Here is a 25,096-nt window from a genome sequence, read left to right on the forward strand (position 1 = left end):
TGCAATAACTAATGAACTTTAATTTTTATTTATACAGATGCTGCGCTAATTTCGCCGTCCACTAGCGGAGGCTCACCTCCCCGGATTCCACAGCGCTGGAGGACGCTCATGAATCAAGCAGCACTGGAAACGATTGCACAGGACCTGGTCGGCGGCGGCCGGGGTATCCTCGCCATCGACGAAAGCACGCCTACCTGCGGCAAGCGTCTGGCGGACGTTGGCGTCGACAACACCGACGACAACCGGCGCGACTACCGCGCCCTGCTGCTCGGCGCCGCGGGCCTGTCGGAGTCCGTCAGCGGCGCGATTCTTTACGACGAGACCATCCGTACTGCGGATGCCGGCGGCACGCCGTTCCCGCAGGTCATGACCGACAACGGCATGATTCCGGGGATCAAGGTGGATACCGGGGCCAAGGATCTGGCCGGCCATCCCGGCGAGAAGGTTACCGAGGGACTTGATGGTCTCCGGGATCGCCTGGCCGAGTATTACGAGATGGGCGCGCGGTTCGCCAAATGGCGGGCCGTGATCACCATTGGCGAGGGCATTCCCAGCGACGGCTGCTATGAGGGTAATGCCCACGCGCTGGCTCGCTATGCCGCGCTGTGCCAGGAAGCCGGCATCGTGCCGATCGTGGAGCCGGAAGTGCTCTATGACGGCGAGCACGACATCGACCGTTGCTATGAGGTCACCTGCGAGACACTGGTCCGGCTGTTCGCCCATCTGCGCAGCCAGCGGGTGCATCTGCCGGGGCTGATCCTCAAGGCCAGCATGGTGCTGGATGCCAAGGACTGCCCCCAGACCTCGGACGTGGCCACGGTGGCCGAGTACACCCTGCGCTGTCTCAAGAACACGGTGCCGGCCACGGTCAGCGGGATCGCGTTCCTGTCCGGCGGCCAGTCGGACGTGCTGGCCACCGAGCACCTCAACGAGATCAACCGGCAGGCCGACGACCACACGCCCTGGCCGATCACCTTCTCCTATGCCCGCGCCCTGCAGGGCCCGGCGCTCAAGCACTGGGCGGGCAAGCCAGAGAACGTGGCCGAGGCCCAGCGGCTGCTGGTGCACCGCGCGGCCATGAACAGTGCGGCCGCCCGCGGCGAATACCGCGCCGACCAGGATCAGGCGGCCTGATCCCCCGGCCATGACGCACGCTGTCCACCAACACGCATCCGTGTCAGCCGCCTGCGGCGACGGCAGGCCAGACATTGCCGGCCTCGGCGATCACGAACTGGCGGAAGGCCTGGGCGATCGGCGACAGCCGCTTGCCCTGGCGATGTACCACGAACCACTGGCGCACGATCGGGAAATGGGCGACGTCCAGCACCACCAGCTGACCGGCCTGCAGTTCCGGCTGCAGGGTGTGGCGGGAGGTCACGCCCAGCCCGAGGCCGGCGGCCACTGCCTGCTTGAGGGCTTCGTTGCTGGTCATCTCCATGCCGATGGTGATTTCCAGCCCGTGTTCGGTGAGGAAGCGCTGCATGGCGGCGCGTGTGCCGGAACCGGTCTCGCGCATGACGAAGCGTTCATCGGTGATCGCATTCAGTCGCAGGCGCCGGTCGCCGGTGGCCAGCGGATGACCCGGGGCGGCAATGACCACCAGCGGGTTGTCCATGAACGGCTCGCCGACCAGCTCGAGTTCAGCCGGCGGCTTGCCCATGATGACCATGTCGGTTTCGTTGTTGCGCAGCTGGCGGATCAGGCTGGTGCGGTTGGTGACGTCGAGGCTGAGCACGGCATTCGGATAGAGACGGCTGAAGGCAGCCAGCAGATGGCTGGCGAAGGAATTGGCGGTGGTGGCTACGGCCACCCGCAAGTGGCCGCGGCTGGCGTCCTTGAGCTGGGCGAACACCTCGCGGGCGTCGTCAAGCTGCTGGGCAATACTCTGGCTGTAGTAACGCAGTTCGGAGCCGGCCTCGGTCAGGAAAAGCTTCTTGCCGATGCGCTCGAACAGCGGCAGGCCGATGGACTCCTCGAGATGCTTGACCTGGATGGAGACCGCCGGCTGGGTCAGGTGCAGTTCGGCCGCGGCCTTGCTGAAACTGGCATGTTCGGCCACGGCGGCGAAGACCTGGAGTTGACGCAGGGTCAGGTGCACAGGCTTGCTCCCTGTTTATTGAGTAAAACTTATCAGATTAAATTTTTGCATTAGGTACATTTATGTCTGATCCGGTTACTCCCGGCAAGTCGCCCCGGCGACGGTCCCGGCGGCAACCAGCAGACCGACACTGGCACGAGAAACAGCATCGGAGGCGACATGTCCGAGACAATACGCGGTAAGGAACGCTACGAATCCGGCGTTATCCCCTACAAGAAGATGGGCTACTGGGAGCCCGACTACGAACCCAAGGATACGGACGTGATCTGCCTGTTCCGGATTACTCCGCAGCCCGGCGTGGATCCGGAGGAGGCCGCTGCGGCAGTGGCCGGCGAGTCTTCCACCGCCACCTGGACGGTGGTGTGGACCGACCGGCTCACGGCCTGCGAGCTGTATCGCGCCAAGGCCTACCGGGTGGACCCGGTGCCCAACAGCGAGGACCAGTTCTTCGCCTACATCGCCTATGACCTGGACCTGTTCGAGGAAGGCTCGATTGCCAACCTCACCGCCTCCATCATCGGCAACGTGTTCGGGTTCAAGGCGGTCAAGGCCCTGCGTCTGGAAGACATGCGCATGCCCGTGGCCTACCTGAAGACCTTTCAGGGCCCGCCCACCGGGATCGTGGTCGAGCGCGAGCGCCTGGACAAGTTCGGCCGCCCGCTGCTGGGCGCCACCACCAAGCCCAAGCTGGGCCTGTCCGGCCGCAACTACGGCCGCGTGGTCTACGAGGCGCTCAAGGGCGGGTTGGACTTCGTCAAGGATGACGAGAACATCAACTCCCAGCCCTTCATGCACTGGCGTGATCGTTTCCTGTACGTGATGGAAGCGGTGAACAAGGCCAGCGCCGCCACCGGTGAGGTCAAGGGCCACTACCTGAACGTCACCGCCGCGACCATGGAGGACATGTATGAGCGGGCCGAATTCGCCAAGGAACTCGGCTCCTGCATCATCATGATCGACCTGGTCATCGGTTACACCGCGATCCAGTCGATGGCCAACTGGGCCCGCAAGAACGACATGATCCTGCATCTGCACCGGGCCGGTCATTCCACCTACACCCGGCAGAAGAACCACGGCGTGAGCTTCCGCGTGATCTCCAAGTGGATGCGCATGGCCGGCGTGGACCACATCCATGCAGGCACCGTGGTCGGCAAGCTGGAGGGCGATCCCAACACCGTGGCCGGCTTCTACGACATCCTGCGCGAGCCCTACAACGAGCAGAATCTGCCGCACGGCATCTTCTTTGATCAGGACTGGGCCTCGCTCAAGAAGGTGATGCCGGTGGCCTCGGGCGGCATCCACGCTGGCCAGATGCACCAGCTGCTGCATTATCTGGGCGAGGATGTGGTCCTGCAGTTCGGCGGCGGCACCATCGGTCATCCGGACGGCATCGCTGCCGGCGCCACCGCCAACCGGGTGGCGCTGGAAGCCATGATCATGGCCCGCAACGAGGGCCGCGATTACATGGAAGAGGGGCCGGACATCCTGCAGAAGGCGGCCAAGGACTGCTCGCCGCTGCGCGCCGCGCTGGACACCTGGAAGGACATCACCTTCGAGTACACGTCCACCGATACGCCGGACTTTGTTCCCACCGCCACCGCCAGCTCCTGAGGAGACGCCGCCATGCGCATTACCCAAGGCACCTTTTCGTTCCTGCCCGAACTGACTGACGAGCAGATCAGCAAGCAGGTGAAGTACTGCATCGACAACGGCTGGTCGGTGGGCATCGAGTACACCGACGACCCGCATCCCCGCAACACCTACTGGGAGCTCTGGGGCCAGCCGATGTTCGACCTCAGCGACCCGGCCGGCGTGATGATGGATCTGGAGGAGTGTCGCAAGACCTACCCCGAGACCTACATCCGTATCGTCGGCTTCGACTCCACCCGCGGGTGGGAGACGCCGCGCCTGTCGTTCATCGTCAACCGCCCCTCGACCGAGCCCGGCTTTGGCGTGGTGCGCCAGGAATGCGAGGGCCGCCAGGTGCGGTACACCGTGCACAGCTACGCCACGGACAAGCCGCACGGTCAGCGCTACACTGGCTGACGATGGTTGATTCCGGTGTTGGCCCGCTGCCCGACGATCGGGTGGCGGGCCCGCCGGGACCAGTCATGCCCGTTTCACACCTGTTGAACGCCGGACCATGAGCGACACCGATACTGCCAACGACACGGAAGAGCCGGCCGAGGCCCCGCAGGTTCTGCCGGATGACGCCGAGATCAACCTGCAGGAAATATACGAGCAGTCCCGGGTACAGGAGGTCTTCGAGGACCTCGACCGGACGCTGGTGGGCCTCAAGCCGGTCAAGACCCGCATCCGCGAGATTGCGGCGCTGCTGGTGGTGGACCGCGTGCGGCGCGATTTCAATCTGGAATCCGGTGCGCCCACCCTGCACATGTCGTTCACCGGCAACCCCGGCACCGGCAAGACCACGGTGGCCGAGCGCATGGCCGAAATCCTGCACCGGCTGGGCTACGTGCGCGAGGGACACCTCGTCTCGGTAACCCGCGATGATCTGGTGGGCCAGTACATCGGCCACACCGCGCCCAAGACCAAGGAAGTGATCAAGAAGGCCATGGGCGGGGTGCTGTTCATCGACGAGGCCTATTACCTGTACCGCCCGGAGAACGAGCGCGATTACGGCCAGGAGGCGATCGAGATCCTGTTGCAGGTGATGGAGAACCGCCGCGACGATCTGGTGGTGATCCTGGCCGGTTACGGCGATCGCATGCAGAAGTTCTTCACCAGCAATCCGGGCTTTCGCTCGCGCATCGCCCACCACATCGACTTTCCGGACTACGAACCGGAAGAGCTGCTGGCCATCGGCGACATCATGCTCGCCGAGCAGAGTTACCACCTCAGCGAGGAGGCGCGCACCGCCTTCAGCGAGTATGTCGAGCGGCGCATGCAGCAGCCGCATTTCTCCAATGCCCGGTCCATTCGCAACGCGCTGGACCGTGCCCGCCTGCGCCAGGCCAACCGGCTGTTCCAGAGCGGCGGTACCATCACCAAGCGTGATCTGGTGACGCTTACCGCTGACGACATCCGCGCCAGCCGGGTATTCGACGAACCTGCCGATTCGCCCTGACCGCCGCGGGGTCGCACTACCCGTTCGGGCGACTTGCGGGTCGCCGCGCTTCGTCACACTCTGTTCGCATGGGCGGCGAAAACGCCCGGCAAGATAACAGCAGGAGGAGACGACAATGGCGGCAGGTGACTACCGCAGAACCTACGAGCATGCCCGAACCGATCCGGAAGGCTTCTGGGCCGAGGCGGCGCAGGCGCTGCACTGGGACCAGCCGTGGGACCGGGTGCTGGATGACAGCAATCCGCCGTTCTACCGCTGGTTCGCCGGCGGCCGGCTCAATACCTGCTACAACTGCGTCGACCGCCATGTCGACGCCGGCCGGGGTGATCAGGCCGCGCTGATCTACGACAGCCCGGCCACCGGCAACCAGCAGACCTTCACCTTCACCCAGCTGCGCGACGAGGTGGCGCGGTTTGCGGGCGTGCTCGCCGATCTGGGCGTGACCGCCGGCGACCGGGTGATCATCTACATGCCGATGATTCCGCAGACCGTGATCGGCATGCTGGCCTGCGCCCGGCTGGGGGCGGTGCATTCCGTGGTGTTCGGGGGTTTCGCCGCCAACGAACTGGCCACCCGCATCGACGACGCCAAACCCAAGGTAGTACTGGCTGCCTCCTGCGGCATCGAGCCCGGCCGGGTGGTGGAATACAAGCCGCTGCTGGACAAGGCGATCGATCTGTCCACCCACAAGCCCGAGTCCTGCGTGATCTACCAGCGGCCGCAGGCCGAAGCCGGACTGGTGGACGGGCGGGACCACGACTGGGCCGCCAGCCTGGGCCGCGCAACCCCGGCCGATTGCGTGCCGGTCGCGGCCACCGATCCGCTCTATATCCTCTATACCTCCGGCACCACCGGTCAGCCCAAGGGCGTGGTGCGCGACAACGGCGGCCACGCCGTGGCCTTGCACTGGTCGATGGCAAACATCTACAACGTGCAGCCGGGCGAGGTGTTCTGGGCCGCCTCTGACGTCGGCTGGGTGGTCGGCCACAGCTACATCGTCTACGCCCCGCTGCTGGCCGGTAACACCACCATCCTCTACGAAGGCAAGCCCGTGGGTACGCCGGACGCCGGCGCCTTCTGGCGGGTGATCGCCGATCACGACGTGAAGGTCCTGTTCACCGCCCCGACCGCCTTTCGCGCGATCAAGAAGGAAGACCCGAAGGGCGAGCACGTCAGCCGCTACGACCTGTCCGGTTTCAGGCATCTATTCCTGGCCGGCGAGCGCTGCGATCCGGACACGCTTTACTGGGCCCGTGACATGCTCGGCGTGCCGGTGATTGACCACTGGTGGCAGACCGAAACCGCCTGGTCGGTGGCCGCCAACTGCATGGGTATCGAGCCGCTGGACATCCCGGCCGGTTCCGCCGGCATGCCGGTGCCCGGCTACGACGTGCAGGTACTCGACCCGCAGGGCAACGAACAACCGCGCGAGGAAATGGGCGACATTGCGGTGAAGCTGCCGCTGCCGCCCGGCTGTCTGCCCACCCTCTGGGGCAATGACGATCGCTTCAAGTCCGCCTATCTGGAACGCTTCCCCGGCTACTACCGCACCGGCGATGCCGGCTACTTCGATGCTGAGGGCCGGGTGTGGGTGATGGCCCGCACCGACGACGTGATCAACGTGGCCGGCCATCGTCTTTCCACCGGCGCGATGGAGGAAGTCCTGGCCGCCCATCCCGACGTGGCCGAGTGCGCCGTGATCGGCGTGGCCGACGCCATGAAGGGTCAGCTGCCGCTGGGCCTGGTGGTGCTAAAGAGCGGGGTGGACCGCAGCAAGGACGAACTGGTGGCGGAACTGGTGGCCAAGATCCGCGAGGAAATCGGCCCGGTGGCCGCATTCCGCCAGTGCGTCATTGTCGACCGTCTGCCGAAAACCCGGTCCGGCAAGGTGGTGCGTGCCACCATGCGCCAGCTCGCCGACGGCGACGAGGTGAAGATCCCCGCGACCATCGATGATCCGGCAATCCTGGACGAGATCGGCCGGGCGCTGAACACGGTGGGGTATCCGGCCGGAAACTGAAACCGGGCCGGCCGGTCCAAGCGTGCAGCGAGTGGTTCAATCCGAGGGGGTACGAATGAAATTAGGCGCAATGGCAGCCACGCTGGCTGCGGCATGGTGCATGACCGGCTGCGCGGGAACGCCGACGGCCGACGATGGCTACCAGCCGACCACGGCGGCAGGGAAACAGCTGGCCCGGGTTGCCAGGGGCGATCACCGGTCCGACGCCAACATCGCCCGCAATCAGTACCGGCATCCGGTGCAGACGTTGCAGTTCTTCGGCGTGGCCCCGGACATGACCGTAGTCGAGATCTGGCCCGGCACCGGCTGGTACACGGAAATCCTCGCCCCCTATCTGCGCGACAGCGGCACCTTCTACGCGGCCGGCTTTTCCCTGCGCTCGGTCACCGTCCCCGAATACCGGGAACGCATCCAGCGCGAGTACGTGGCCAAGCTGCGCGACAACCCCGGAGTCTATGACCGGGTCAAGCCCACCGCCATGGGGCCGCCGGAAGACTGGCGGGTCGCCCCCGAGAACAGCGCCGACCGGGTGCTGACCTTCCGCAACGTGCACAACTGGATTAAGGACGGCTACGCGTCGCTGGTATTCGACGGCATGTATGAAGCGCTCAAGCCCGGCGGCATCCTCGGTGTGGTCGAGCACCGGGCCAAGCCCGGCACCTCGCTGGACGCCATGAAAGCCAGCGGCTACGTCACCGAACAGCACGTCAAGCTGCTGGCTGCCCGCAGCGGCTTCGAGTTCGTGGAGTCCAGCGAGATCAACGCCAACCCGAAGGACACCGCGGATCATCCGGAAGGCGTCTGGACGTTGCCGCCGACATTGCGCCTGGGCGACAAGGACCGCCAGAAATACCTGGAAATCGGCGAGTCCGACCGGATGACGCTGAAGTTCCGCAAGCCGGCGGGTTGAGCGGCCACACGATTGCAGACTTTAGCCGGCGAGTGTTTCTAGTAGGTGCCGGCTGGCCGCATCCGCGGGGAAGAAGGTTTCCACCCGCACTTCCTCCGCCGTGACATCCAGCGGCGTGCCAAAGCTCGACAGCATGGAAAACAGGCTCAGACGGACTTCGCCGATGCCGTATTCCACCGGCAGGATCGGTGCAGGCAGACCGTCCGGATGGTCCAGCGCCTGCCACTCGGTGGGGATGCCGTCGTATTCCAGAATTTCGTCGATCACGGCGTGCAGTTCGGCGTTGGCGGTGGCGTCGGCTTCCCGGCGGCTGCGCCACAGCAGCAGGTGGGCCACTTCCTCCCAGTTGCGAATGAAGGGGCGGGCCCCCTCGGGATGGAAGGTCAGCTTGAGCAGGTTGCGGGGGCCGTTGCCGCAGACCCGGGTCCAGCGGACATCCGGATCGCCGAGCAGCCCCAGCATGCGGGTCATCGCGTGGTTGCTGCGCAGCATGTTCCAGGTCCGGTCTAGCACCAGCGCGGGATTGGGTTCGTGGTGGGTCAGGATCAGGTCCAGCGCCTGATTGACCGCCGCCATGTCGGGATCGCCGAGATCGCGCTGGGCATAGGTCGGGGCGAAACCCGCCGCCACCATCAACTGGTTGCGCTGCCGCAGGGGTAGATCCATGGCCTCGGCCAGTTGCAGCACCATGTCGCGGCTGGGGCGGGACCGGCCGGATTCGACGAAGCTGACGTGTCGCTGGGACACGCCCGCGGCCAGGGCCAGTTCCAGCTGCGACAGTCGCCGCTCGCCGCGCCAGCGTCGCAGGGCCGGCCCGAAGCCACTGTCGCAGCCGGTATCGTGACGAAGGTTCGGATTGGTGCTCGACATGATCGCGCGGCGTCCCGGCAGGTTGGTGGTCTCGGCAAAGATTGCGCTCGCCACGGGATCGAAACAACTACCTCGCAGGTAATTGCGGCGATGATGCGGCCGGTCGATGCTCGGTCCTGCCCATTCACTTGCGGAGAACATCATGGACTGGAAGAAATGGCTTGTGCTGCTGGTACTCGTGGACTTTCTGGCCGTCACCGGCTACGCCCTGCTGCAGGTGGGCTATCTCGGCATCTGGCAGGCCGGGCTGTCGGACTGGGGCAGCATGCAGATACTGGCCGACCTGGTCATCGCCGGCGGGCTGATCTGTGTCTGGATGGTTGCGGATGCCCGGGCGCGGGGTGCCAATCCCTGGCCCTATGTGGCGGTGACGCTGGCCGGCGGCATGATCGGACCGTTGCTTTACCTGCTGCTGCGCCCCGCCCCTGACGATCAGGCCGTCGCAAGGCAGATGGCTGCCGATCGGGTCTGAAGTGGTCGATGCCTCAATGAAAGTCCGCGTCGGGCGATAACTGGCCAGGGGCCGGCGATGGACGCCGGCCCCTTGATCGTGGGGATTGGCGAGGGCACTGCGGATGACGGTATCGGCGCAACTGGCGTCACGGTTGGGGGCACTGGGGAATCTGCCATCGCCCAGTGCGGTGGCGGCCCGCCTCATCGAGCAGGCAGCGGACCCGGATATCGACCTGGCCCGGCTGGCCGAGCTGGTCTCGCGTGACCCGGTGCTCACGGCCCGGTTGTTCCGCACCGCCAATTCGGCGCTGTACCGTCGCAGTGAACCCGTTACCGGCCTGCGACAGGCCCTGGTGTTGCTGGGTACGGATGCCGCGGTCAGTCTGGCGCTGTCGTTCACGCTGGTCGATCAGCTGCGGCGACTGGCCACCGATGCCTTCGATTACGAACGTTTCTGGCGGCGGGCGTTTCTGGCGGCCACCGCCGCGCGGACGCTGGGAGAGGCCGCCGGGCAGCCCCAGGGCGAGTCATTGTTTCTGGTTGGCCTGATCCAGGACATCGGCATGCTGGCGCTGGCCCGCAGCACCCCGGGATTCTATGGCGACCTGCCGTCGCTGGCCGACCACGATCTGGTCTGCGTCTACGAGCTGGATGATCTCGGCTGCGACCATGCGGCGGTGGGTGCCTGGTTGCTCGGCCGTTGGCGCATGCCCGGCCCGTGGACTCAGGCGGTGGCCCATAGCCATCACGTGGCGGTGGGGCGCAGTGACGACCCGGCTGCCGTGTTCAATCGCTGCGTGGCCCTGTCCGGCGGGATCGCCGATGTATGGCTCGGGGGCATGGAGGCGGCGACGCTGCAGCAGGTCATCGCGGATTGCCGGCGATCGCTCGGTTTGTCCCTGGGCGCGGTTGCCGGCGTGATGCAAGAGGTGCATGCGCGGATGGGCGAAGTCGCCAGTCTTTATGATGCGGCCACGCTTCCCTCCGACCAGGCGGATGCCTTGCTTGCGCGCGCCGACGTGCTGCTGGCGGACCGCGGCGAGACGGGGGCAGACGAGCCGATATCGCAAGCCGCTCGAGGGTAACCGCCGGGCGGCGACCCCGACTTCCGGGTGGGCGTCCGACCAAGTGCCCCTGCTATGCTTCCGGCGATAACTTCTGCCGGAGACCGCCATGCACGCCGCAGCCGAAAGCGCCAACCCCGAACTCGACCTGTTCCGGGATACCGTCCGCCGTTACGCCGAGAACGAACTCGCGCCGCAATACGCAGCCTGGGAAGAGGCGGAACACATTCCGCGCGAGATCTGGAACCAGCTGGGCGAGTCCGGCCTGCTGTGTGTGGACATGCCTGAGGAATACGGCGGTGGTGGCGGCGATTTCGCCATGTCCGCGGTAATCGTCGAGGAGCTTTCGCGCCAGGGTCTGACCGGCCTGGCCACCGGCGTGACCGTTCACTCCGATATCGTCGCCCCCTACGTGCTGCACATGGGCACGGAGGAGCAGAAGCAGGCATGGCTGCCGCGACTGGCCAGCGGCGACGCCATCGGGGCGATCGCCATGACCGAGCCCGGCGCCGGCTCCGATCTGCAGGGCATGCGCTCGCAGGCGGTGGCGGACGGCGACGACTGGATCCTGAGCGGTGCCAAGACCTTCATCACCAACGGCGGGCAGGCCGATCTGGTGATCGTGGCGGCGCGTACTGAACCCGGCGGCGGTGCCCGCGGCACCAGCCTGTTCCTGGTGGATACCTCGCTCGACGGCTTCCGGCGCGGCCGCAACCTGGAAAAGATCGGCCAGCACGCGGGCGATACCGCCGAGCTGTTCTTCGATGATCTGCGTCTGTCCGGGAATGCGTTGCTGGGTTCCCGTAACGGCGGCTTCGGTCATCTCATCGACGAGCTGCCGCGCGAGCGCTTGGCCTTGGCGATCGGCGCCATCGGCGCCGCCGAGGGAGCGCTGGCCATCACCATCGATTACGTCAACGAGCGCAAGGCCTTCGGTCAGCCTATCGGCAGCTTCCAGAACACCCGCTTTTCCCTGGCGGAGATGCAGACCGACATCCAGCTCAACCGGGCATTCATGGAAAAGTGCCTGGCGAAGTTCGAGGCCGGCACCATGGATGTCACCGACGCCGCCATGGTCAAGTACGCCGCCACCGAAATGCAGTGCCGGGTGGCCGATGGCTGCCTGCAGCTGTTCGGCGGTTACGGCTACATGCGCGAGTATCCGATTGCCCGCGCCTTCGTGGACGCCCGGGTGCAGCGCATCTATGGCGGCACTTCGGAGATCATGAAGGAGCTGATTGCCCGGTCGCTGGTCGGCAAGTAACCAGCCCGCGGGGCAGACGCGTGGTGGCGCTGTACTCCATTGGCCATTCCGATCGGGATATGGCAACCCTGCTCGCCCTCCTGCGAGAGCACGGCATCCGGCGTCTGGTTGATGTTCGCCGCATCCCGCGTTCCAGGCGACACCCGCATGTAAACCGCGAGGATCTGGCCGACAGCCTCGCCGATGCCGGCATCGGCTACCGGCACGCCCCGGCCTTGGGCGGCATGCGGGAACGCGCGCCGGATTCGGTCAACCAGGGCTGGTCCTCGCCGGGTTTCGCGGCCTACGCCGATCACATGCAGACCGCCGACTTCGACACCGCCCTGCAGGCGCTGCTGGCTGACGCCGCCGATACCGCCACGGTGATGATGTGCGCCGAGGCCGACCCGGGTCAGTGCCATCGCTGGCTGATCGCGGACGCGGCCGACGCCCGCGGCTGTACTGTCCGGCACATTCTGGATGGGGGGCGTACCGACACGCATCGGCCCACCTCGTTCGCCCGGGTGGACGACGGACGGGTGAGCTATCCCTTTGCGCTGACCGGCTGAGCCATCAGGTAATCGTCCATGACGAAGCCGCCGCCGATGTCCTGCACGTGGCAGGCTTCAACGACGAAGCCCAGCCGGCGGTAACTGGCCACCGCCAGATGATTGTCGCGGTTCACCCGCAGCCAGAGCTTTTCGCAGTCCCGCTTTTGGGCATCGAGCAGCGCCGTATTCACCAGTTGCCGGGCCAGACCCCGGCCGCGCTGCGCCCGGTCCACGTACAGCTTGTGCAGCCAGAAGCGGCTGGCGTCGGTTTCGTCCGGCCCGTGGGCCGCGAACGCCACCGCCGGCCCGGCCGGGTGCGTTTGCGCCAGCAGATAGCGCACGCCCGCCGTGATGTCGGCCCGCAGCCGGTCGCGGCCGTAGCCGTGCGCCAGCATGTAGTTGATCTGCTCGCGGGTGATGATGTCGGGGTAGTAGTCGTGCCAGATGCGGTGGGCCAGGGCGGCGATGGTGTCGAGGTCGGCATCGTCGTCAGCGGTACGCAGGGTGATGCCGTTAGTCACGGCGGCCCAGGCGTCGATGCAGCTCGCTTTCGTAGGCCGCGCCGGCGCCGCGCAGACCGCGACCGAGACGGGATTCCCCCAGCCGGGCTTGCAGCAGAACCAGCCGCTTGCGGGCCCGGTCGCGTTCGGCATTTGCCAGGTCGGCCTGGGCCAGCAGGCTTTCCACACTGTGCAGTTCGCGGCGGATTTCCAGTTCCGGCGGCAGAAAGCCGCTGTTCTTCAGCAGGCGGTAGCCGGCCCGCAGGGCCGGGGGTACGTCCCGGTCGTCATCGAGGGCCAGCGGCTGCCCGGCCCCGGGCAGGTCATCGAACATGCCGTCGCGTTCCGCCTGGTTGATGCGCTCCTCGGCGAGGCGGTCGAGTACATCCATGGCCGGTCACGGTATCCTGAGACAAAACCGATGGGGGAACATTGCCCGATGAGCGAAAACGCGTCGAGCCCGGCCGCGACCGGCATCCGCAGCGGCCATGTTGAAGCCAATGGCTGGCAGCTGGCCTGGGAGGAACGCGGCCCGCGGTCCGGCGAGCCGGTGCTGCTGATCATGGGGCTGGGCACCCAGCTGCTGGGCTGGCCGGAGCCGTTCTGCGACGCCCTGGCGGCGGCCGGGTATCGGGTAATCCGCTTCGACAACCGCGATATCGGCCTGTCCGACAAGTGGACGCGGCGGGGTAACCAGACCGATGTGCGCATGGCCTTCCTGCGCTCGAGCTTCGGCTTGCCGGTGCAGGCGCCCTACACCCTGGCCGACATGGCCGCCGACACGGCGGGGCTGATCGACGCGCTGGATCTGGCACCGGCCCATCTGGTGGGTGCCTCCATGGGCGGCATGATCGCCCAGATGGTGGCCGCCGATTATCCGGATCGGGTTCGCAGCCTGACCTCGATCATGTCCACTTCAGGCGCCCGCAGTCTCCCCCGGGGGCGGCTCAGGGTGATGATGCGCATGGGCTCGCGACCGGTCTCGAACGACCGCGCTGTGATCATCGAGCATCTGACCACCACCATGCGCATGATCGGCAGTCCCGGCATGCAGAACAGCCGCGAGCAGTGGGCCGAGCTGATTGGCCGCGGGCTGGACCGCAGCTACCACCCGGCCGGCACCGCGCGTCAGCTGCTCGCGATTCTGGCCTCCGGCAGTCGTGAATCCCTGCTGCGCCGCATCCGCGTGCCCAGTCTGGTGATTCACGGCGATGCCGATCCGCTGGTGCCGCTGGCCCACGGCCGGCACACGGCCGCCTGCATTCCGGATGCCCGCCTGTGGGTGGTGCCGGGGATGGGCCACGACCTGCCGCCGCCCCTGCACGAGGAACTGGCCACGGGCATTGCCGACCATGCCTCCGGCGCCGGCCTCGCTGCTGCCTGACCCAGTGCCATGCTGTTCGAGGTCGTCTGCATCAGCGTCGCCTTTCTGCTGGGTCTGCTGGTCCGCCTGATCGGGTTGCCGCCGCTGGTCGGGTTTCTCGCCGCCGGCTTTGCCATCAACGCCCTGAGCGACACCCTGCACCTGCCCGAGGAGGCCGGGGCGGTGCTGTCGCATCTCAGCCATCTGGGCGTGTTGCTGCTGCTGTTCACACTCGGGCTCAAGCTGCACATGCGCAGTTTGTTGCAGCCGCCGGTGGTGGGCGGGGCCCTGCTGCATTTCGCGGTGTCCTGTCTGCTGTTCGCCCCGGGGCTTTACCTGGTGCTGGACCTGGATGCCCGCACGGCGATGCTGCTGGGCATGGCGCTGGCGTTCTCCAGCACCGTGCTGGCCGCCAAGTTCCTGGAGGCCAAGCACGAACTGCGTGCCTTCCACGGCCGGGTGGCCATCGGCATTCTGATCGTGCAGGACCTGATTGCCCTCGGCGTGCTCAGCGTGTTCGGCGATCACAGCCCATCGGTCTGGGCCCCGGTGGTGCTGTTGCTGCCGCTGCTGCGGCCGGCACTGATGCGCCTGCTGGACTGGATGGGCCACGACGAACTGCTGGTGCTGATGGGTCTGCTGCTGGCGCTGGTGGTGGGAGGCGTGGGTTTCGAACAGCTGGGCCTGAGCCCCGAACTGGGGGCGCTGGTGATGGGTATGCTGCTGGCCGGCCATCCCCGGGCGCAGGAACTGTCCAGGGCGCTGTGGAGCCTCAAGGAAGTCTTTCTGGTGGGCTTCTTCCTGCAGATCGGCATGTCCGGCCTGCCGGACTGGTCGGAGGTGGCCTTCGCCACCACGCTGGTGCTGCTGCTGCCGGTGAAGGCGGGGCTGTTCTTTGCGGTGCTGCTGCTGTTCCGGCTGCGGGCGCGCAACGCGTTTCTCGCCGGGGCGACGCTGACCTGCTACAGCGAGTTCGGCCTGATTGTCGCCGCCGGGCTGATTCCCGAATGGCTGGTGCCGCTGGCCCTGGCGGTGGCGCTGTCCTTCGTGGTGGCGGCGCCTTTCAACCGAATGGCGCATCCGCTGTTCGAGCGGCTGGAAACCCGGCTCAATCGGCTGGAAGGCAGCGCCCGGCATCATCCCGACGAACAGCCCACCACCCTGGGTCATGCCAGTGCCATGGTGCTGGGCATGGGACGGACGGGCACCTCGGCGTACGACGCGCTGACCGAACGCGGTGCCCGGGTCATCGGAATCGACGCCGACCCCGGCAAGGTCGCCGCCCACCGGGGCACCGGCCGCCGGGTGGTATACGCGGATGTCGAGGACTCCACCTTCTGGCACGGGGCGGACCTGTCGCACATCCGCGCGGTGATCCTGGCCACCGGCTCGCGCGAGGCCAGTCTGTTCGCCACCCGCCAGCTGCGGCTGGCCGGGTTCGGCGGTCTGATCATTGCCCACGCCTTCTATCCCGACGAGGCGGAGGCCATTCGCGCGGCCGGGGCTGATCAGGCCTACCAGACCATGGCCGAGGCCGGGGTGGGGCTGGCCGGCCATGCCTGGATGGCGCTCGAGGCTGACAAGCTGGCCTGAAGGCGGGATCAGGCGCCGGTTTCCAGAATCTCGCGGGCCCGTTCGAACATGCCCGGCACGCACAGGGCCATCTGTTCCCACAGCGGGTCCACCCGCTGGCCCTTGCGGTGCAGCCGAACGTTCAGACAGGCGATGGACGCGAACCGGTAGGCCGCCAGCGCCTCGAACCAGGGGGCATCGGGTACTGGTTCGCCGCGGGCGGTCTCGTAGGCCTCGCGGATGTCCTCGGCCGGGGGCGGGCAGACCGCACCGAAATCGGGATGCCACATGGCCGGGTCGGCAATCATCAGCATCCAGCCCAGGTCCAGCGGCTGGGCGCCGATGTGGGCCAGTTCCCAGTCGATCACGCCGCTGACGCGGCCTTGGTCGAACAGGATGTTGCCGGGCTGGTAGTCCCCGTGAACCAGCCCGACCGGGACGGTTGCCGGCACGCTGTCGGCAAGCAGATGCTGCACGCGGGCCGCGGCCTGCGCCCAGGCCGCTTCCGGCGCCTTCTGATAGATCGGTTCCCAGAAGGCGATTTCCGTGGCCAGCGAGCGCGACGCATCCCAGTCCGGCAGGTGACGCTGGCAGTCGAAGGCATGCAGCCGGGCGAGGGTGGCGGCGGCCTCACGGTAGAGGGGGCGCATGGCGTCGACGCTACGATCGAAGGTCGGATCCGGGTCCCAGACCAGGAGGTTGTTCCCTGGCAGTCTTTCCATGATCAGGAAGGGCAGGCCGAACCAGTCCTCGTCGGCCTGCGCCCACGGCACGGCCGGCACGGGCAGGCCCTCCGCATGCAATGCGCGCAGCAAAGAGGCCTGGCGATAGACGTCGGTATTGCCCCGGCGTTTGACGCCAGGCGGCGGCAGGCGCAGCACGTAGCCCTGCCGGTCGCTGTCCTGTTCGACGTCGAACAGGAAGGTCAGGCCGGCATGGCCGTCCGCGGCGCGCAGGTCACGTATCTGCGCGTGCTTGTCCAGTTGCTGCCGGATGAAGCCGGCCAGTTCCTGCTGCAGCCAGTCGAGGTCCATCATCGGGGTGGTCAGGTGGCGGAATGACGAGCGTCATCCTGCCCGAGTCCGCCGGCCTTGACAGCCCGACGGCCGGCGGGAATGCTCGCGGGCCTTTGTGGCGCGTCGGAAAGGAGAACAACATGGGCCCACTCGAGGGGACCACGGTGATCGAACTGGCCGGACTGGGGCCGGCGCCGATGGCTTGCATGATGCTGGCCGACATGGGTGCCCGGGTGATCCGGGTGGAGCGCGGCACACGGCAGGCACCCGGGCAGAGTCACGACGCCAGCCTGCGCGGCAAGCAGTCAATCGCCCTGAATCTCAAGACCGACGCCGGGCTGGCCGCCCTGCTGCGGCTGATTGATGACGCCGACGCGCTGATCGAAGGCTTCCGGCCCGGGGTGGCGGAGCGTCTGGGCGTGGGGCCGGAGGTTTGCCGTGACCGCAACCCCCGGCTGGTCTACGGCCGCATGACCGGCTGGGGCCAGGATGGCCCGTTGGCCCATGCCGCCGGCCACGACATCAACTACATCGCTCTGTCCGGCGCCCTGCATGCGATCGGCGAGCCCGGGGGAAAGCCGGTCATTCCGCTGAATCTGGTCGGCGACATGGGCGGCGGCGGCATGCTGCTGGCCTTCGGCGTGGTCTGCGCCCTGTTCGAGGCGGCCCGTTCCGGCGAGGGCCAGGTGGTGGACGCCGCCATGGTGGATGGAACCGCGCAACAGCTCTGGATGCAGATGGGCATGATGGCGGCCAGCCTGTGGAACCCCCGCAAGCGGGGCGCCAACCTGTTGGACGGCGGGGCGCCGTTCTACCAGGTCTACGAGACCGCCGACGGCGGCTATGTGGCACTCGGTGCACTCGAGCCGCAGTTCTACGCCGAGCTGGTCGAGCGCGCCGAGCTTGATCCCGAGCGTTTCGGCAAACAGATGGACACGGCCGCCTGGCCGGACATGCGGGCCGCGCTGGCCGAGGTCTTCCTGACCCGCACGCGCGATGAGTGGTGCACCATCCTGGAGGGTACCGACGCCTGCTTCGCGCCGGTGCTGGCCATGGACGAAGCGGCCCGGCATCCTCACAACGCCGCCCGCGGCACGTTCATGGAGGTCGACGGCTGGACCCAGCCGGCGCCCGCGCCACGCTTGTCGCGGACCCCGGGCGAGGTTCGCCACGGGCAGCACCGGCCGGGCGCGGACGGCGTCGCGGTGCTGCGCGCGGCCGGCTTCGAGGATGCCGAGATCGACCGTCTGCGGGCCGTGGATGCGCTGCTCGAGGCGGCGCAGGCATCATGACCGCAACTCGGAGGCAGCAGCGATGAGTCAGTCACTACAGGATCAGCTTCTGAAGGCCGGCGCGGTCAAGCCTAAGCAGGCAAAGAAGGCGCGCCGTGAGAAGGCGCAGGAGCAGGCGGCTGCCCGCAAGGGCAATTCGTCGGCGGGCAATGCCTCGCTGCAGACCGAGATTGCCGCGGCGGAGGCCGCCAAACGCGAGCGCGACCGGCAGCTCAACGCCGAACGGAAGGCGCGCCACGAGGCGCAGGAGCAGGACCATGCCATCGGGCAGATCATCGAGCGCAATCGAATCGAAGCCGACGGCGACGTCGCATACAACTACAATCTGGGCAATCGCATTCGGCGCATGGCGGTGAATCAGTCACAGCAGCGCGATCTGGCGGCTGGCAGGCTGGCGATTGTTCGCCATCGGGAGCAGTCTGCCATCGTGCCCGCCGCCGTGGGTCGGCGGTTGATGGAGAAAATCCCGGAGCAGGTCTGGCTGGTGACGGCGGCTGACGAGACGCCCGATCCCGACGATCCCTATGCCGACTACCCGGTGCCGGATGATCTGATGTGGTGAGGCCGGTTCAGGCTGGCTTGTTCCGCCCGTTGGGCAAGCGCACCAACGCCAGCTGGCGCGAGCGGGCCACCAGCTGGTCCTCGGCATCCCAGATTTCCCCGTCTTCCTCGGCATAGCCGCCTGAAATGAAGCGGGTGACGAAGCGGCAGCGCAGCGGGCCGGGGGCCGGCCGTTGCCGGATGTGGGTGGTCATCTCGATGGTCGGCACCCAGCCGACCGGCCCGATCTGCCGGAGCACCGGCGGCGGGAACGCGTCGGCGAATAGCGTCAGCGACAGCACGTCGGGTTCGCGGTAGTCGGCGAACGAGACCCAGCCGGTCAGTTCGCAGGTGTCGTCGTACTGACCATGTAGCCAGGCGGCCGTCTCCGGGGCCAGCCGGATATCCAGATTCTTGAAGATGCGGAAGCCGATATCGGCGTGCACGCAGTCCTCCAGCCGGGGTACGCGCGGCGGACTGCCGGCGATGTGGTCGAGACCGTCGCGGCGGTCCAGGTCGCCGAAGGCGGCGGTCACCCGCAGGCAGTCCTGGCCGTCCTGATGCAGGGTAGCGTCGGCATAGGTCAGTTTCTTGCCCGACTTCAGCGGGGTGACGCGTATGTCTACCTCGCGGCAGGCCACCGGCCGGAAGAAATGCGCCGTGATCGAGAACGGGTCGGGGTGGGGCAGGGCCTGACTCAGCGCCTGCGCGGCTACGGCCATCAGGTAACCGCCGTTGGGGATGTCGCCAATGTTCCAGTTTTGGCTGATGCTGGCGCGAAAGGCATGCGCGTCGAGGCGTTCGAGCGCAAGGTCGTCATCGAATCGAAAGGTCATGATGGCCGGAGTTGATGGGGTCGGGGCGCCGCGGTAGGCCCGAGAAATCTACCATGCCTGCCGGGATCACAGCAGCGAAAGCTGATCCCCCGTGCGTGGCGGCAGGCGAAAGTGCTTGGTCGACAGGGCCGGGCGCGCACCGCGGTTGAGGCCGTGCTTCCGACAGGCGAGGGTGAAACGCTGGGCGATCAGTTCGGCGAACTTGCCGGTACCGGTCAAGCGCTGACCCCAGGCGGCGTCGTAGTCTCGGCCGCCGCGCGACTGCTGGATCAGGCTCATGACATGGGCCGCACGGTCGGGGAAATGGGCGGCCAGCCAGTCCCGGAATATCTGCTTGACCTCCCAGGGCAGCCGCAACAGCACGTAGCCGGCGCCGTGGGCACCATGCTCGGCGGCGGCGCGCAGCACCGCCTCCATCTCGTGGTCGGTGATGGCCGGGATCACTGGGGCGGCCATCACCGCGGTAGGCACTCGAGCGGTACTGAGCTGCCGGATCGTATCCAGCCGCGCCGCCGGGGACGCGGTGCGTGGCTCGAGAATGCGCTTGAGCCCGGAGTCGAGCGTGGTCAGCGTGATGGCCACGGATACCAGGTTCTCGGCCCCCATTGCCTCGAGAATATCCAGATCCCGCAGAATGAGCCGGCTCTTGGTGATCAGGCTCACCGGATGCCGATAGGCCTGCAGCACCTCCAGGATGTCCCGGGTCACCCGCAGCCGGCGTTCCACCGGCTGGTAAGCGTCGGTGTTGATGCCCAGGGAAATCGGCGTGGGCCGGTAACCCGGCTTGCGCAACTCGGCTTCTAGAATGGCCGCAGCATTGTCCTTGTAGAAAATCCGGGTCTCGAAATCCAGGCCCGGCGACAGATCGAGATAGCTGTGGCTGGGGCGGGCAAAACAGAATGGACACCCATGCTCGCAGCCACGATACGGATTGATTGATGCATCGAACGGGATGTCCGGTGACTGGTTGCGGCTGATCAGGCGGCGAGCCGGGTCGGGTCGAACCACCGTGGCGGGGGCTGATGCCTCGGTATCCTCGTCGTCACCCGGCCAGCCGTCGTCGATCGCCTCGCGTTCGTCACGGGCGAAGCGGCCGGCCTGGTTGCCGACCGCCCCGCGGCCCTTCACGGCGCCTGATTTACCCGGCTTGCTCACCCAATAACTGTAAATTAATACAGTTATCAGCGCCAGTTTTCCTGGCGGCCGATCAGCGGTTTCAGCTCACGCGCGGTCGAAGAACCGCAGGATGGCCGCCGCGCCGGTCTGCGGGACTTCGGTCTGCCAGAAGTGGCCGGCGAAGGGCAGCATTTCCGGGTTGTTGTCCGCACCGGGGATGGCCTGCGCCAGTTCCACCGCCCAGGAGGCCAGCAGGAAACGGTCCTCGGCCGCCCAGATCACGTGGGCGGGCTTATCCCAGGCTTTCAGCGTAGCCACGGCATCCTGGGTCCAGTGGTTGGTCTGGGCGGTGGTGTACGCAATCCAGTGGTCGAGCCGCTCGCCACCCTCGTTCAGTGCCGCGTGCCAGTCCCGCAGGAAGACCTCGGGGATACGCCGCCGGAAGGTGGTCTGGGGCCAGGGGAACAACCGCATCAGCACCTGCGGGATGCGGGCGGCAGCCAGCGGCTTGATCGCCCGGCCCATCGCCATCAGTCCGTCGATGATCGGCACCGGCCAGTTGTCGAAGCAGACCACATCGGTGAGCACCACGGCGTCGATGCGTTCGCCGTGGCGCTTGAGCATCTGGCCGCCGTGGGCGCCGCCCTGGTCGTGGAAGACCGCGCGGCAGGTGTCGATGCCGAGTTCGTCCAGCAGAGCTGCCAGCATGTCGGCCTGGCCGGGGCTGGACAGGTCCGCCCCGGCAGACGGCGTCGACTCGCCCAGCCCGAGCAGGTCCGGGACGATGCAGTCGAATTGTTCCCCCAGCGCGCCGAGCAGCGGTTCCCACAAACGGCAGGAGGTGGGAATGCCGTGGACCAGCAGCAGTGGCGGCGCCTTGCCATCGGCCGGGCCGTACCGCAGGTAGGCCACGCGGCCCATGTCGAGGTCGGCAAACTGCCGCTCGAGGGTGCCCGGCGTCGTCGTGTCAGCTTCGGCGCGGAAGCGGCGGGTCGGTTTCTTGGGGTAGGTCAGCATGCGGTGATGCTACGCCGGCATCCGGGTCGGCTCAATACGGGATGCGTTCCCCGTCCCAGGCAAACAGGCCGCCCGAGTCCTCGGGGGTAAGGTTGTTGATGACCTCCAGCAGGCGTGTGGCGGCGAAGGCCGGTGTGAACAACTTGTGGTCCGGCACGTTGCGCTGGAATGGGCGGGAGAGGTCGGTGTCGGTGGTACCCGGATGCAGGCCGACGACGATGGATTCACGGTTGCGGCGGCGCATCTCGATCGCCGCGGTGCGGGTGAACTGGTTCTGGGCGGCCTTGGCGGCGCGGTAGGTGTACCAGCCGCCAAGATGGTTGTCGGCAATCGAACCGACACGGGCGGACAGGCTGGCGAACACCGCTCGCCGCCCGTGGTTGAGCAGTAGCTGGGCATGCTTGAGCAGCAGGATGGGTCCGAAAGCGTTGACCGCGAAGCCGGCGGCCAGCCGCTCGGGCGTGATGTCGGCGAGCCGCTTTTCCGGATGCATGCCGATGTTCCGGTCATGCAGCAGACCGGCGCAGACGATCACCAGATCCAGTGCCGGCACCTGTTCGGCAACGCGTCCCATTGCCTGGCGGATGCCGGCTTCGCCGGTGATGTCCAGCGCCAGCGGCAATACGCGTTTCCCGCCGGTGCGGGCCAGTTCGGCCAGCCCGGGGCTATCGGCATCCCGACTGGTGGCGATCAGCGTCGCCACCCGTGATTCCCGCAGCAATTGCTCGGCCAGCGCCCGGCCGAGCCCGCGGGCGGCGCCCTGCACCAGAACCTGCGCATTGTCGGGGAGCTGATCAAGCGCCATCATGCATCGTCCTGTGGCTGGTGTCGGTGACCTTGGGCTGGCGTAGAGTGTGATCCGGCGTCACGTCGACGTCCTTCTGCGGTCTGTGTCGTTGCAAGTTCATCGTCATCAATCCCTGCTGCGCGTGTTGCGTGTCATCTGGCGGCATGCCCTGCGTTACCGGCGTTTGCTGCCGGTGGCCAGCTTTGCTGCGGGTCTGGCCAGCTTCTTTCTGGTGGAACGCCAGGCCCAGTTGGCCCAGTGGCTGACGGCCTTTCTGCTGCTGGGCTGGATCTGGCTGATCGGCGAGGGGTTGTTCGGCCGGCTGCTGTCGCGCTGGTTGCGGCCGAACTGGTCGGAGGCCGCCACTCGCCTGGCGGCCCAGTCGCTGCATCAGGAAACGCTGTTCTTCACTCTGCCGTTCTTCCTCGCGACCACCACCTGGGCCAGTGGTCAGGTGCTGTTCACCGGCACGCTGATGCTGGCGGCGGTAGCCTCGATCGTGGACCCGATCTACCTGGGCGTGATCGCCTCCCGGCGCTGGCTGTTCCTCGGCTTTCATGCCTTCACCCTGTTCGTGGCCCTGCTCACGGCGCTGCCCATCATGCTGCAGTTGACCACCGGCGAAAGCCTGAGCCTGGCCACGGTGGCGATGATGGTTTTCGCCCTGCCGGGGGTGGCCGGCGTGCTCGACGTACGCCGCACGCGGCGCTGGCTGACCATGGGATTACTCACGCTGGCCCTGGGCGGATTCGCCTGGTCCACCCGCAACTGGATACCGCCAGCCACTCTGCGGGTCACCGACGCGGCCATTACCTTCCGGGTGACCGAACATGAGCGGATACACGGGGAACACCGGCCGCTGATCAACGTCGACCGGTTGAGCGAGGGGCTGTACGCGTTCACCGCCATTCGCGCGCCGCGCGGGCTGCATCAGCCGGTGATCCACGAATGGCAGCACGAGGGGCGGGTGGTCGACCGCATCGAGATCGAGATCGTCGGCGGACGCCAACAGGGTTACCGGGCCTGGAGCCACAAGACCGAGTTCCCGCCTCACCCGTGCGGTGACTGGCGGGTGGTGGTACGCACCGACGATGGTCAGCTTATCGGCGTGATCCGGTTCCGAGTGGTCTGAGGCCTCGGGTCAGCCCAGTTCCATCGCCCGGTGGTAGACCACCTGGAAGCTGAAGGTCTTGGACTTGGTGCGCTTTTCCAGCAGTTCCGCCAGCTTGTCCAGCCGGGCCGGCAGGGCCATCAGCTTGTCCTGGGCTTCGCGCCCGGCGCCGTCGTCGGGCTCGAGCTCGGCAATACCCCAGGCTTCGAGACATTCCTCCACCAGCCTGCGGTAATCGCCCGGGCCGTAGATGCCGGCACGCCGCACCACATCCGCCATCTCGGCATAGCCGTCGATGGTGTGGCCGGGCATGGACAGCCGCGGCAGCACCTTGAGCGCGGCTTCCAGGGCGCGGGTGGAGTCGATTTCCAGCAGGCCGCGGAACACATCGCGGTAGAAGCGGAAATGCCGCGCCTCGTCGCTGGCCACGTGCGCCAGCAGGCGCTGGATCACCGGTTCGTACTGCCCGGCGATGCGGGCGGTATTGGCGTGGGCGGCCTGGGTGGCGCGTTCCTGCAGGCTGGTATAGGCCAGCAGCTGGTAGGGGTCGCCATTCCATTCTGGATCGAAACCGGCCTCAATGTACTGGTACTGCAGCTTCTCGAAGGGGCGCATGTCCAGGATGCGGGCGTCACGCACGTAGTCGTGCAGCACGCAGCCGTGGCGGTCTTCTTCCGCCGTCCACAGGTAGTTCCAGCGTGACCAGGCGTTGTCCTCGCCCAGGTACACAGCTACCAGCCGATGGAAATGCGGCAGGCCTTCCTCGGTGAGCAGGTTCAGGGCCAGCGCCACCCGCACTTCGTCGGGAATCCCGCGGGCGCGATCGGGCAGGGCGGCCATGTCACGGGCCTGCTCGTCGGTCATCTGTTCGCTGGCGGGCAGGAAATCGCTGGGCCACCACAGGCGGCGTTCGCTGATGTGACGCTCCATGAGCTCACCCACCAGCGGCTCGATGGCGGCCAGTGCCTCGGACTTGGCATTGATCGAATTCATATTGGCAGCGGACGTGGCGATGGGTATCTCCTTCCAGGCGCACAGGTCTGGTTGGTTGTCACAACTCGCGGTAGCCGGCGTCGGGCGCCGTCATTCCGCAGAATCTGACGGATACCCGCAAGATTACCATTCCGGGCGTTCGCTGTCGTGACAGTGCCTTGACTGCTCCCTACGCCATCCGGGAGGACGACAGGATCTCGATCCAGTAGCCGTCCGGGTCCCGAATGAAGGCGATGTGATTCATCCGCCCGTCCTCGGGTCGCTTCTGGAAGGTCACGTTGTTGGCGTCGAACCAGGCTACCGCGGCATCCAGGTCGGGCACGTCGAAGGCGATGTGGCCGTACCCCTGGGGTTCGCTGTTGCCGTCGTGGTAGGCCACGTCCGGGTCTGCCTCGGTGCCCCAGTTGTGGGTCAGTTCCAGCACGCCGCGCTGAGCGAAGGTCCAGCGGGCCCGCTCGGTTGCATCTTCCGGGGGCGTTTCGCCGGGTTGCAGCCTGGCTAGGAAGTACAGGCTGAATGCGGCGCCCTCAAAGTCCGCCTGGTGCAGCAGCGTCATGCCCAGCACATCCCGGTAGAAGGCTAGCGATTTTGCCGGGTCCTTGATGCGCAGCATGGTGTGATTGAAGGTGAAGCCGTCGGTTTGGGCCATCGGGTGT

The 25,096-nt window shown here is 66.9% G+C and carries 26 protein-coding genes; 15 read left to right on the forward strand and 11 right to left on the reverse strand.

Going from position 1 to position 25,096, the window contains the following annotated elements; translation table 11 throughout:
• The first annotated feature begins 108 nt into the window (after positions 1–108).
• Entirely contained in the window at positions 109–1,134 is a 1,026-nt protein-coding gene (locus tag RM532_RS01910) for a class I fructose-bisphosphate aldolase (protein ID WP_311651425.1), read from the forward strand.
• A 43-nt stretch (positions 1,135–1,177) separates the two neighbouring features.
• Here RM532_RS01910 and RM532_RS01915 read toward each other — a convergent pair whose 3' ends face one another.
• Positions 1,178–2,098 (reverse strand): LysR family transcriptional regulator, encoded by a 921-nt coding sequence (locus tag RM532_RS01915; RefSeq protein WP_311651426.1) that lies wholly within the window; start codon positions 2,096–2,098, stop codon positions 1,178–1,180.
• A 159-nt stretch (positions 2,099–2,257) separates the two neighbouring features.
• Here RM532_RS01915 and RM532_RS01920 point away from each other — a divergent pair, with 159 nt between their 5' ends.
• The 5 genes from RM532_RS01920 to RM532_RS01940 all read left to right on the forward strand — a co-directional run bounded on the left by RM532_RS01920 (position 2,258) and on the right by RM532_RS01940 (position 8,116).
• Positions 2,258–3,709, forward strand: coding sequence for a ribulose-bisphosphate carboxylase large subunit (locus tag RM532_RS01920; RefSeq protein ID WP_311651428.1), 1,452 nt, complete (start codon positions 2,258–2,260; stop codon positions 3,707–3,709).
• Positions 3,710–3,721: 12 nt separating this feature from the next.
• Complete coding sequence (locus RM532_RS01925; RefSeq protein ID WP_311651429.1) at positions 3,722–4,144, forward strand: ribulose bisphosphate carboxylase small subunit; 423 nt, start codon at positions 3,722–3,724, stop codon at positions 4,142–4,144.
• Between the two features lie 97 nt (positions 4,145–4,241).
• A complete protein-coding gene (gene cbbX / locus RM532_RS01930; protein ID WP_311651430.1) occupies positions 4,242–5,186 on the forward strand; it encodes a CbbX protein in 945 nt (314 codons plus the stop codon).
• A 115-nt stretch (positions 5,187–5,301) separates the two neighbouring features.
• Positions 5,302–7,206: a propionyl-CoA synthetase gene (locus tag RM532_RS01935; RefSeq protein WP_311651431.1), complete on the forward strand. Its 1,905-nt coding sequence runs from the start codon at positions 5,302–5,304 to the stop codon at positions 7,204–7,206.
• Positions 7,207–7,261: 55 nt separating this feature from the next.
• Positions 7,262–8,116, forward strand: a complete 855-nt coding sequence (locus RM532_RS01940; protein ID WP_311651432.1) for a class I SAM-dependent methyltransferase — start codon at positions 7,262–7,264, stop codon at positions 8,114–8,116.
• 21 nt (positions 8,117–8,137) lie between these two features.
• Here RM532_RS01940 and RM532_RS01945 read toward each other — a convergent pair whose 3' ends face one another.
• On the reverse strand, positions 8,138–9,040 hold the full coding sequence (locus RM532_RS01945; RefSeq protein WP_311651433.1) for a helix-turn-helix domain-containing protein: 903 nt from the start codon (positions 9,038–9,040) through the stop codon (positions 8,138–8,140).
• Positions 9,041–9,128: 88 nt separating this feature from the next.
• Between RM532_RS01945 and RM532_RS01950 the strand changes: the two genes are divergently transcribed.
• The 4 genes from RM532_RS01950 (at position 9,129) to RM532_RS01965 (ending at position 12,315) form a co-directional block, all read left to right on the forward strand.
• Entirely contained in the window at positions 9,129–9,458 is a 330-nt protein-coding gene (locus RM532_RS01950) for a hypothetical protein (RefSeq protein ID WP_311651434.1), read from the forward strand.
• Positions 9,459–9,561: 103 nt separating this feature from the next.
• Positions 9,562–10,524, forward strand: coding sequence for an HDOD domain-containing protein (locus RM532_RS01955; protein ID WP_311651435.1), 963 nt, complete (start codon positions 9,562–9,564; stop codon positions 10,522–10,524).
• Positions 10,525–10,612: 88 nt separating this feature from the next.
• Positions 10,613–11,767: an acyl-CoA dehydrogenase family protein gene (locus tag RM532_RS01960; protein ID WP_311651436.1), complete on the forward strand. Its 1,155-nt coding sequence runs from the start codon at positions 10,613–10,615 to the stop codon at positions 11,765–11,767.
• 59 nt (positions 11,768–11,826) lie between these two features.
• Positions 11,827–12,315 (forward strand): DUF488 domain-containing protein, encoded by a 489-nt coding sequence (locus RM532_RS01965; RefSeq protein ID WP_311651437.1) that lies wholly within the window; start codon positions 11,827–11,829, stop codon positions 12,313–12,315.
• Here RM532_RS01965 and RM532_RS01970 read toward each other — a convergent pair.
• Together RM532_RS01970 and RM532_RS01975 are read right to left on the reverse strand one after the other, a co-directional pair.
• Entirely contained in the window at positions 12,291–12,818 is a 528-nt protein-coding gene (locus tag RM532_RS01970; protein ID WP_311651438.1) for a GNAT family N-acetyltransferase, read from the reverse strand. The two genes, RM532_RS01965 and RM532_RS01970, sit on opposite strands and share 25 nt — an antisense overlap.
• Positions 12,811–13,188: a DnaJ family domain-containing protein gene (locus RM532_RS01975; protein ID WP_311651439.1), complete on the reverse strand. Its 378-nt coding sequence runs from the start codon at positions 13,186–13,188 to the stop codon at positions 12,811–12,813. The genes RM532_RS01970 and RM532_RS01975 overlap by 8 nt, the downstream gene beginning before the upstream one ends.
• Positions 13,189–13,236: 48 nt before the next feature.
• Here RM532_RS01975 and RM532_RS01980 point away from each other — a divergent pair, with 48 nt between their 5' ends.
• Both RM532_RS01980 and RM532_RS01985 read left to right on the forward strand, forming a co-directional pair.
• Entirely contained in the window at positions 13,237–14,181 is a 945-nt protein-coding gene (locus RM532_RS01980) for an alpha/beta fold hydrolase (protein ID WP_311651440.1), read from the forward strand.
• 12 nt (positions 14,182–14,193) lie between these two features.
• Positions 14,194–15,753: a cation:proton antiporter domain-containing protein gene (locus RM532_RS01985; RefSeq protein WP_349255250.1), complete on the forward strand. Its 1,560-nt coding sequence runs from the start codon at positions 14,194–14,196 to the stop codon at positions 15,751–15,753.
• 8 nt (positions 15,754–15,761) lie between these two features.
• Here the strand turns inward: RM532_RS01985 and RM532_RS01990 are convergent, their stop codons facing one another.
• Positions 15,762–16,769: a phosphotransferase family protein gene (locus RM532_RS01990; RefSeq protein WP_311651442.1), complete on the reverse strand. Its 1,008-nt coding sequence runs from the start codon at positions 16,767–16,769 to the stop codon at positions 15,762–15,764.
• 119 nt (positions 16,770–16,888) lie between these two features.
• Between RM532_RS01990 and RM532_RS01995 the strand changes: the two genes are divergently transcribed.
• Positions 16,889–18,040: a CaiB/BaiF CoA transferase family protein gene (locus RM532_RS01995; protein ID WP_311651443.1), complete on the forward strand. Its 1,152-nt coding sequence runs from the start codon at positions 16,889–16,891 to the stop codon at positions 18,038–18,040.
• Between the two features lie 22 nt (positions 18,041–18,062).
• Positions 18,063–18,602, forward strand: coding sequence for a DUF2058 domain-containing protein (locus RM532_RS02000; RefSeq protein WP_311651444.1), 540 nt, complete (start codon positions 18,063–18,065; stop codon positions 18,600–18,602).
• Between the two features lie 7 nt (positions 18,603–18,609).
• Here RM532_RS02000 and RM532_RS02005 read toward each other — a convergent pair whose 3' ends face one another.
• From RM532_RS02005 to RM532_RS02020, 4 genes are all read right to left on the reverse strand, one after another.
• Positions 18,610–19,416, reverse strand: coding sequence for an acyl-CoA thioesterase (locus tag RM532_RS02005; RefSeq protein ID WP_311651445.1), 807 nt, complete (start codon positions 19,414–19,416; stop codon positions 18,610–18,612).
• Positions 19,417–19,482: 66 nt separating this feature from the next.
• Positions 19,483–20,571, reverse strand: a complete 1,089-nt coding sequence (locus RM532_RS02010) for a PA0069 family radical SAM protein (RefSeq protein WP_311651446.1) — start codon at positions 20,569–20,571, stop codon at positions 19,483–19,485.
• A gap of 66 nt (positions 20,572–20,637) precedes the next feature.
• Complete coding sequence (locus RM532_RS02015; RefSeq protein WP_311651447.1) at positions 20,638–21,549, reverse strand: alpha/beta fold hydrolase; 912 nt, start codon at positions 21,547–21,549, stop codon at positions 20,638–20,640.
• Between the two features lie 31 nt (positions 21,550–21,580).
• A complete protein-coding gene (locus RM532_RS02020; protein ID WP_311651448.1) occupies positions 21,581–22,357 on the reverse strand; it encodes an SDR family NAD(P)-dependent oxidoreductase in 777 nt (258 codons plus the stop codon).
• Between the two features lie 88 nt (positions 22,358–22,445).
• On the opposite strand from RM532_RS02020, the gene RM532_RS02025 reads away from it, so the two are divergent.
• Entirely contained in the window at positions 22,446–23,468 is a 1,023-nt protein-coding gene (locus tag RM532_RS02025) for a DUF5924 family protein (RefSeq protein ID WP_311651449.1), read from the forward strand.
• Between the two features lie 9 nt (positions 23,469–23,477).
• On the opposite strand, the gene RM532_RS02030 is transcribed toward RM532_RS02025, so the two are convergent.
• Positions 23,478–24,440 (reverse strand): acyl-ACP desaturase, encoded by a 963-nt coding sequence (locus tag RM532_RS02030; RefSeq protein WP_311651450.1) that lies wholly within the window; start codon positions 24,438–24,440, stop codon positions 23,478–23,480.
• Positions 24,441–24,609: 169 nt separating this feature from the next.
• Positions 24,610–25,089, reverse strand: coding sequence for a lactoylglutathione lyase (gene gloA / locus RM532_RS02035; protein WP_311651451.1), 480 nt, complete (start codon positions 25,087–25,089; stop codon positions 24,610–24,612).
• Positions 25,090–25,096: the final 7 nt, after the last annotated feature.

This window comes from Spectribacter hydrogenoxidans (assembly GCF_031846275.1).
In the GTDB taxonomy this organism is placed as follows: domain Bacteria; phylum Pseudomonadota; class Gammaproteobacteria; order Nevskiales; family Salinisphaeraceae; genus Spectribacter; species Spectribacter hydrogenoxidans.

Excerpts from the sequence above, each read along its gene's own strand:
- RM532_RS02015 (WP_311651447.1), bottom strand. The coding sequence starts at position 21,549 with ATGCTGACCTACCCCAAGAAACCGACCCGCCGCTTCCGCGCCGAAGCT.
- RM532_RS01995 (WP_311651443.1), top strand. The coding sequence starts at position 16,889 with ATGGGCCCACTCGAGGGGACCACGGTGATCGAACTGGCCGGACTGGGG.
- RM532_RS01955 (WP_311651435.1), top strand. The coding sequence starts at position 9,562 with ATGACGGTATCGGCGCAACTGGCGTCACGGTTGGGGGCACTGGGGAAT.
- RM532_RS01950 (WP_311651434.1), top strand. The coding sequence starts at position 9,129 with ATGGACTGGAAGAAATGGCTTGTGCTGCTGGTACTCGTGGACTTTCTG.
- RM532_RS01920 (WP_311651428.1), top strand. The coding sequence starts at position 2,258 with ATGTCCGAGACAATACGCGGTAAGGAACGCTACGAATCCGGCGTTATC.
- RM532_RS02030 (WP_311651450.1), bottom strand. The coding sequence starts at position 24,440 with ATGAATTCGATCAATGCCAAGTCCGAGGCACTGGCCGCCATCGAGCCG.
- RM532_RS01940 (WP_311651432.1), top strand. The coding sequence starts at position 7,262 with ATGAAATTAGGCGCAATGGCAGCCACGCTGGCTGCGGCATGGTGCATG.
- RM532_RS01925 (WP_311651429.1), top strand. The coding sequence starts at position 3,722 with ATGCGCATTACCCAAGGCACCTTTTCGTTCCTGCCCGAACTGACTGAC.
- gloA (WP_311651451.1), bottom strand. The coding sequence starts at position 25,089 with ATGGCCCAAACCGACGGCTTCACCTTCAATCACACCATGCTGCGCATC.
- RM532_RS01990 (WP_311651442.1), bottom strand. The coding sequence starts at position 16,769 with ATGATGGACCTCGACTGGCTGCAGCAGGAACTGGCCGGCTTCATCCGG.
- RM532_RS02005 (WP_311651445.1), bottom strand. The coding sequence starts at position 19,416 with ATGACCTTTCGATTCGATGACGACCTTGCGCTCGAACGCCTCGACGCG.
- RM532_RS01910 (WP_311651425.1), top strand. The coding sequence starts at position 109 with ATGAATCAAGCAGCACTGGAAACGATTGCACAGGACCTGGTCGGCGGC.
- RM532_RS02000 (WP_311651444.1), top strand. The coding sequence starts at position 18,063 with ATGAGTCAGTCACTACAGGATCAGCTTCTGAAGGCCGGCGCGGTCAAG.
- RM532_RS02020 (WP_311651448.1), bottom strand. The coding sequence starts at position 22,357 with ATGATGGCGCTTGATCAGCTCCCCGACAATGCGCAGGTTCTGGTGCAG.
- RM532_RS01935 (WP_311651431.1), top strand. The coding sequence starts at position 5,302 with ATGGCGGCAGGTGACTACCGCAGAACCTACGAGCATGCCCGAACCGAT.
- RM532_RS01965 (WP_311651437.1), top strand. The coding sequence starts at position 11,827 with ATGGCAACCCTGCTCGCCCTCCTGCGAGAGCACGGCATCCGGCGTCTG.
- RM532_RS01975 (WP_311651439.1), bottom strand. The coding sequence starts at position 13,188 with ATGGATGTACTCGACCGCCTCGCCGAGGAGCGCATCAACCAGGCGGAA.
- cbbX (WP_311651430.1), top strand. The coding sequence starts at position 4,242 with ATGAGCGACACCGATACTGCCAACGACACGGAAGAGCCGGCCGAGGCC.
- RM532_RS01980 (WP_311651440.1), top strand. The coding sequence starts at position 13,237 with ATGAGCGAAAACGCGTCGAGCCCGGCCGCGACCGGCATCCGCAGCGGC.
- RM532_RS01960 (WP_311651436.1), top strand. The coding sequence starts at position 10,613 with ATGCACGCCGCAGCCGAAAGCGCCAACCCCGAACTCGACCTGTTCCGG.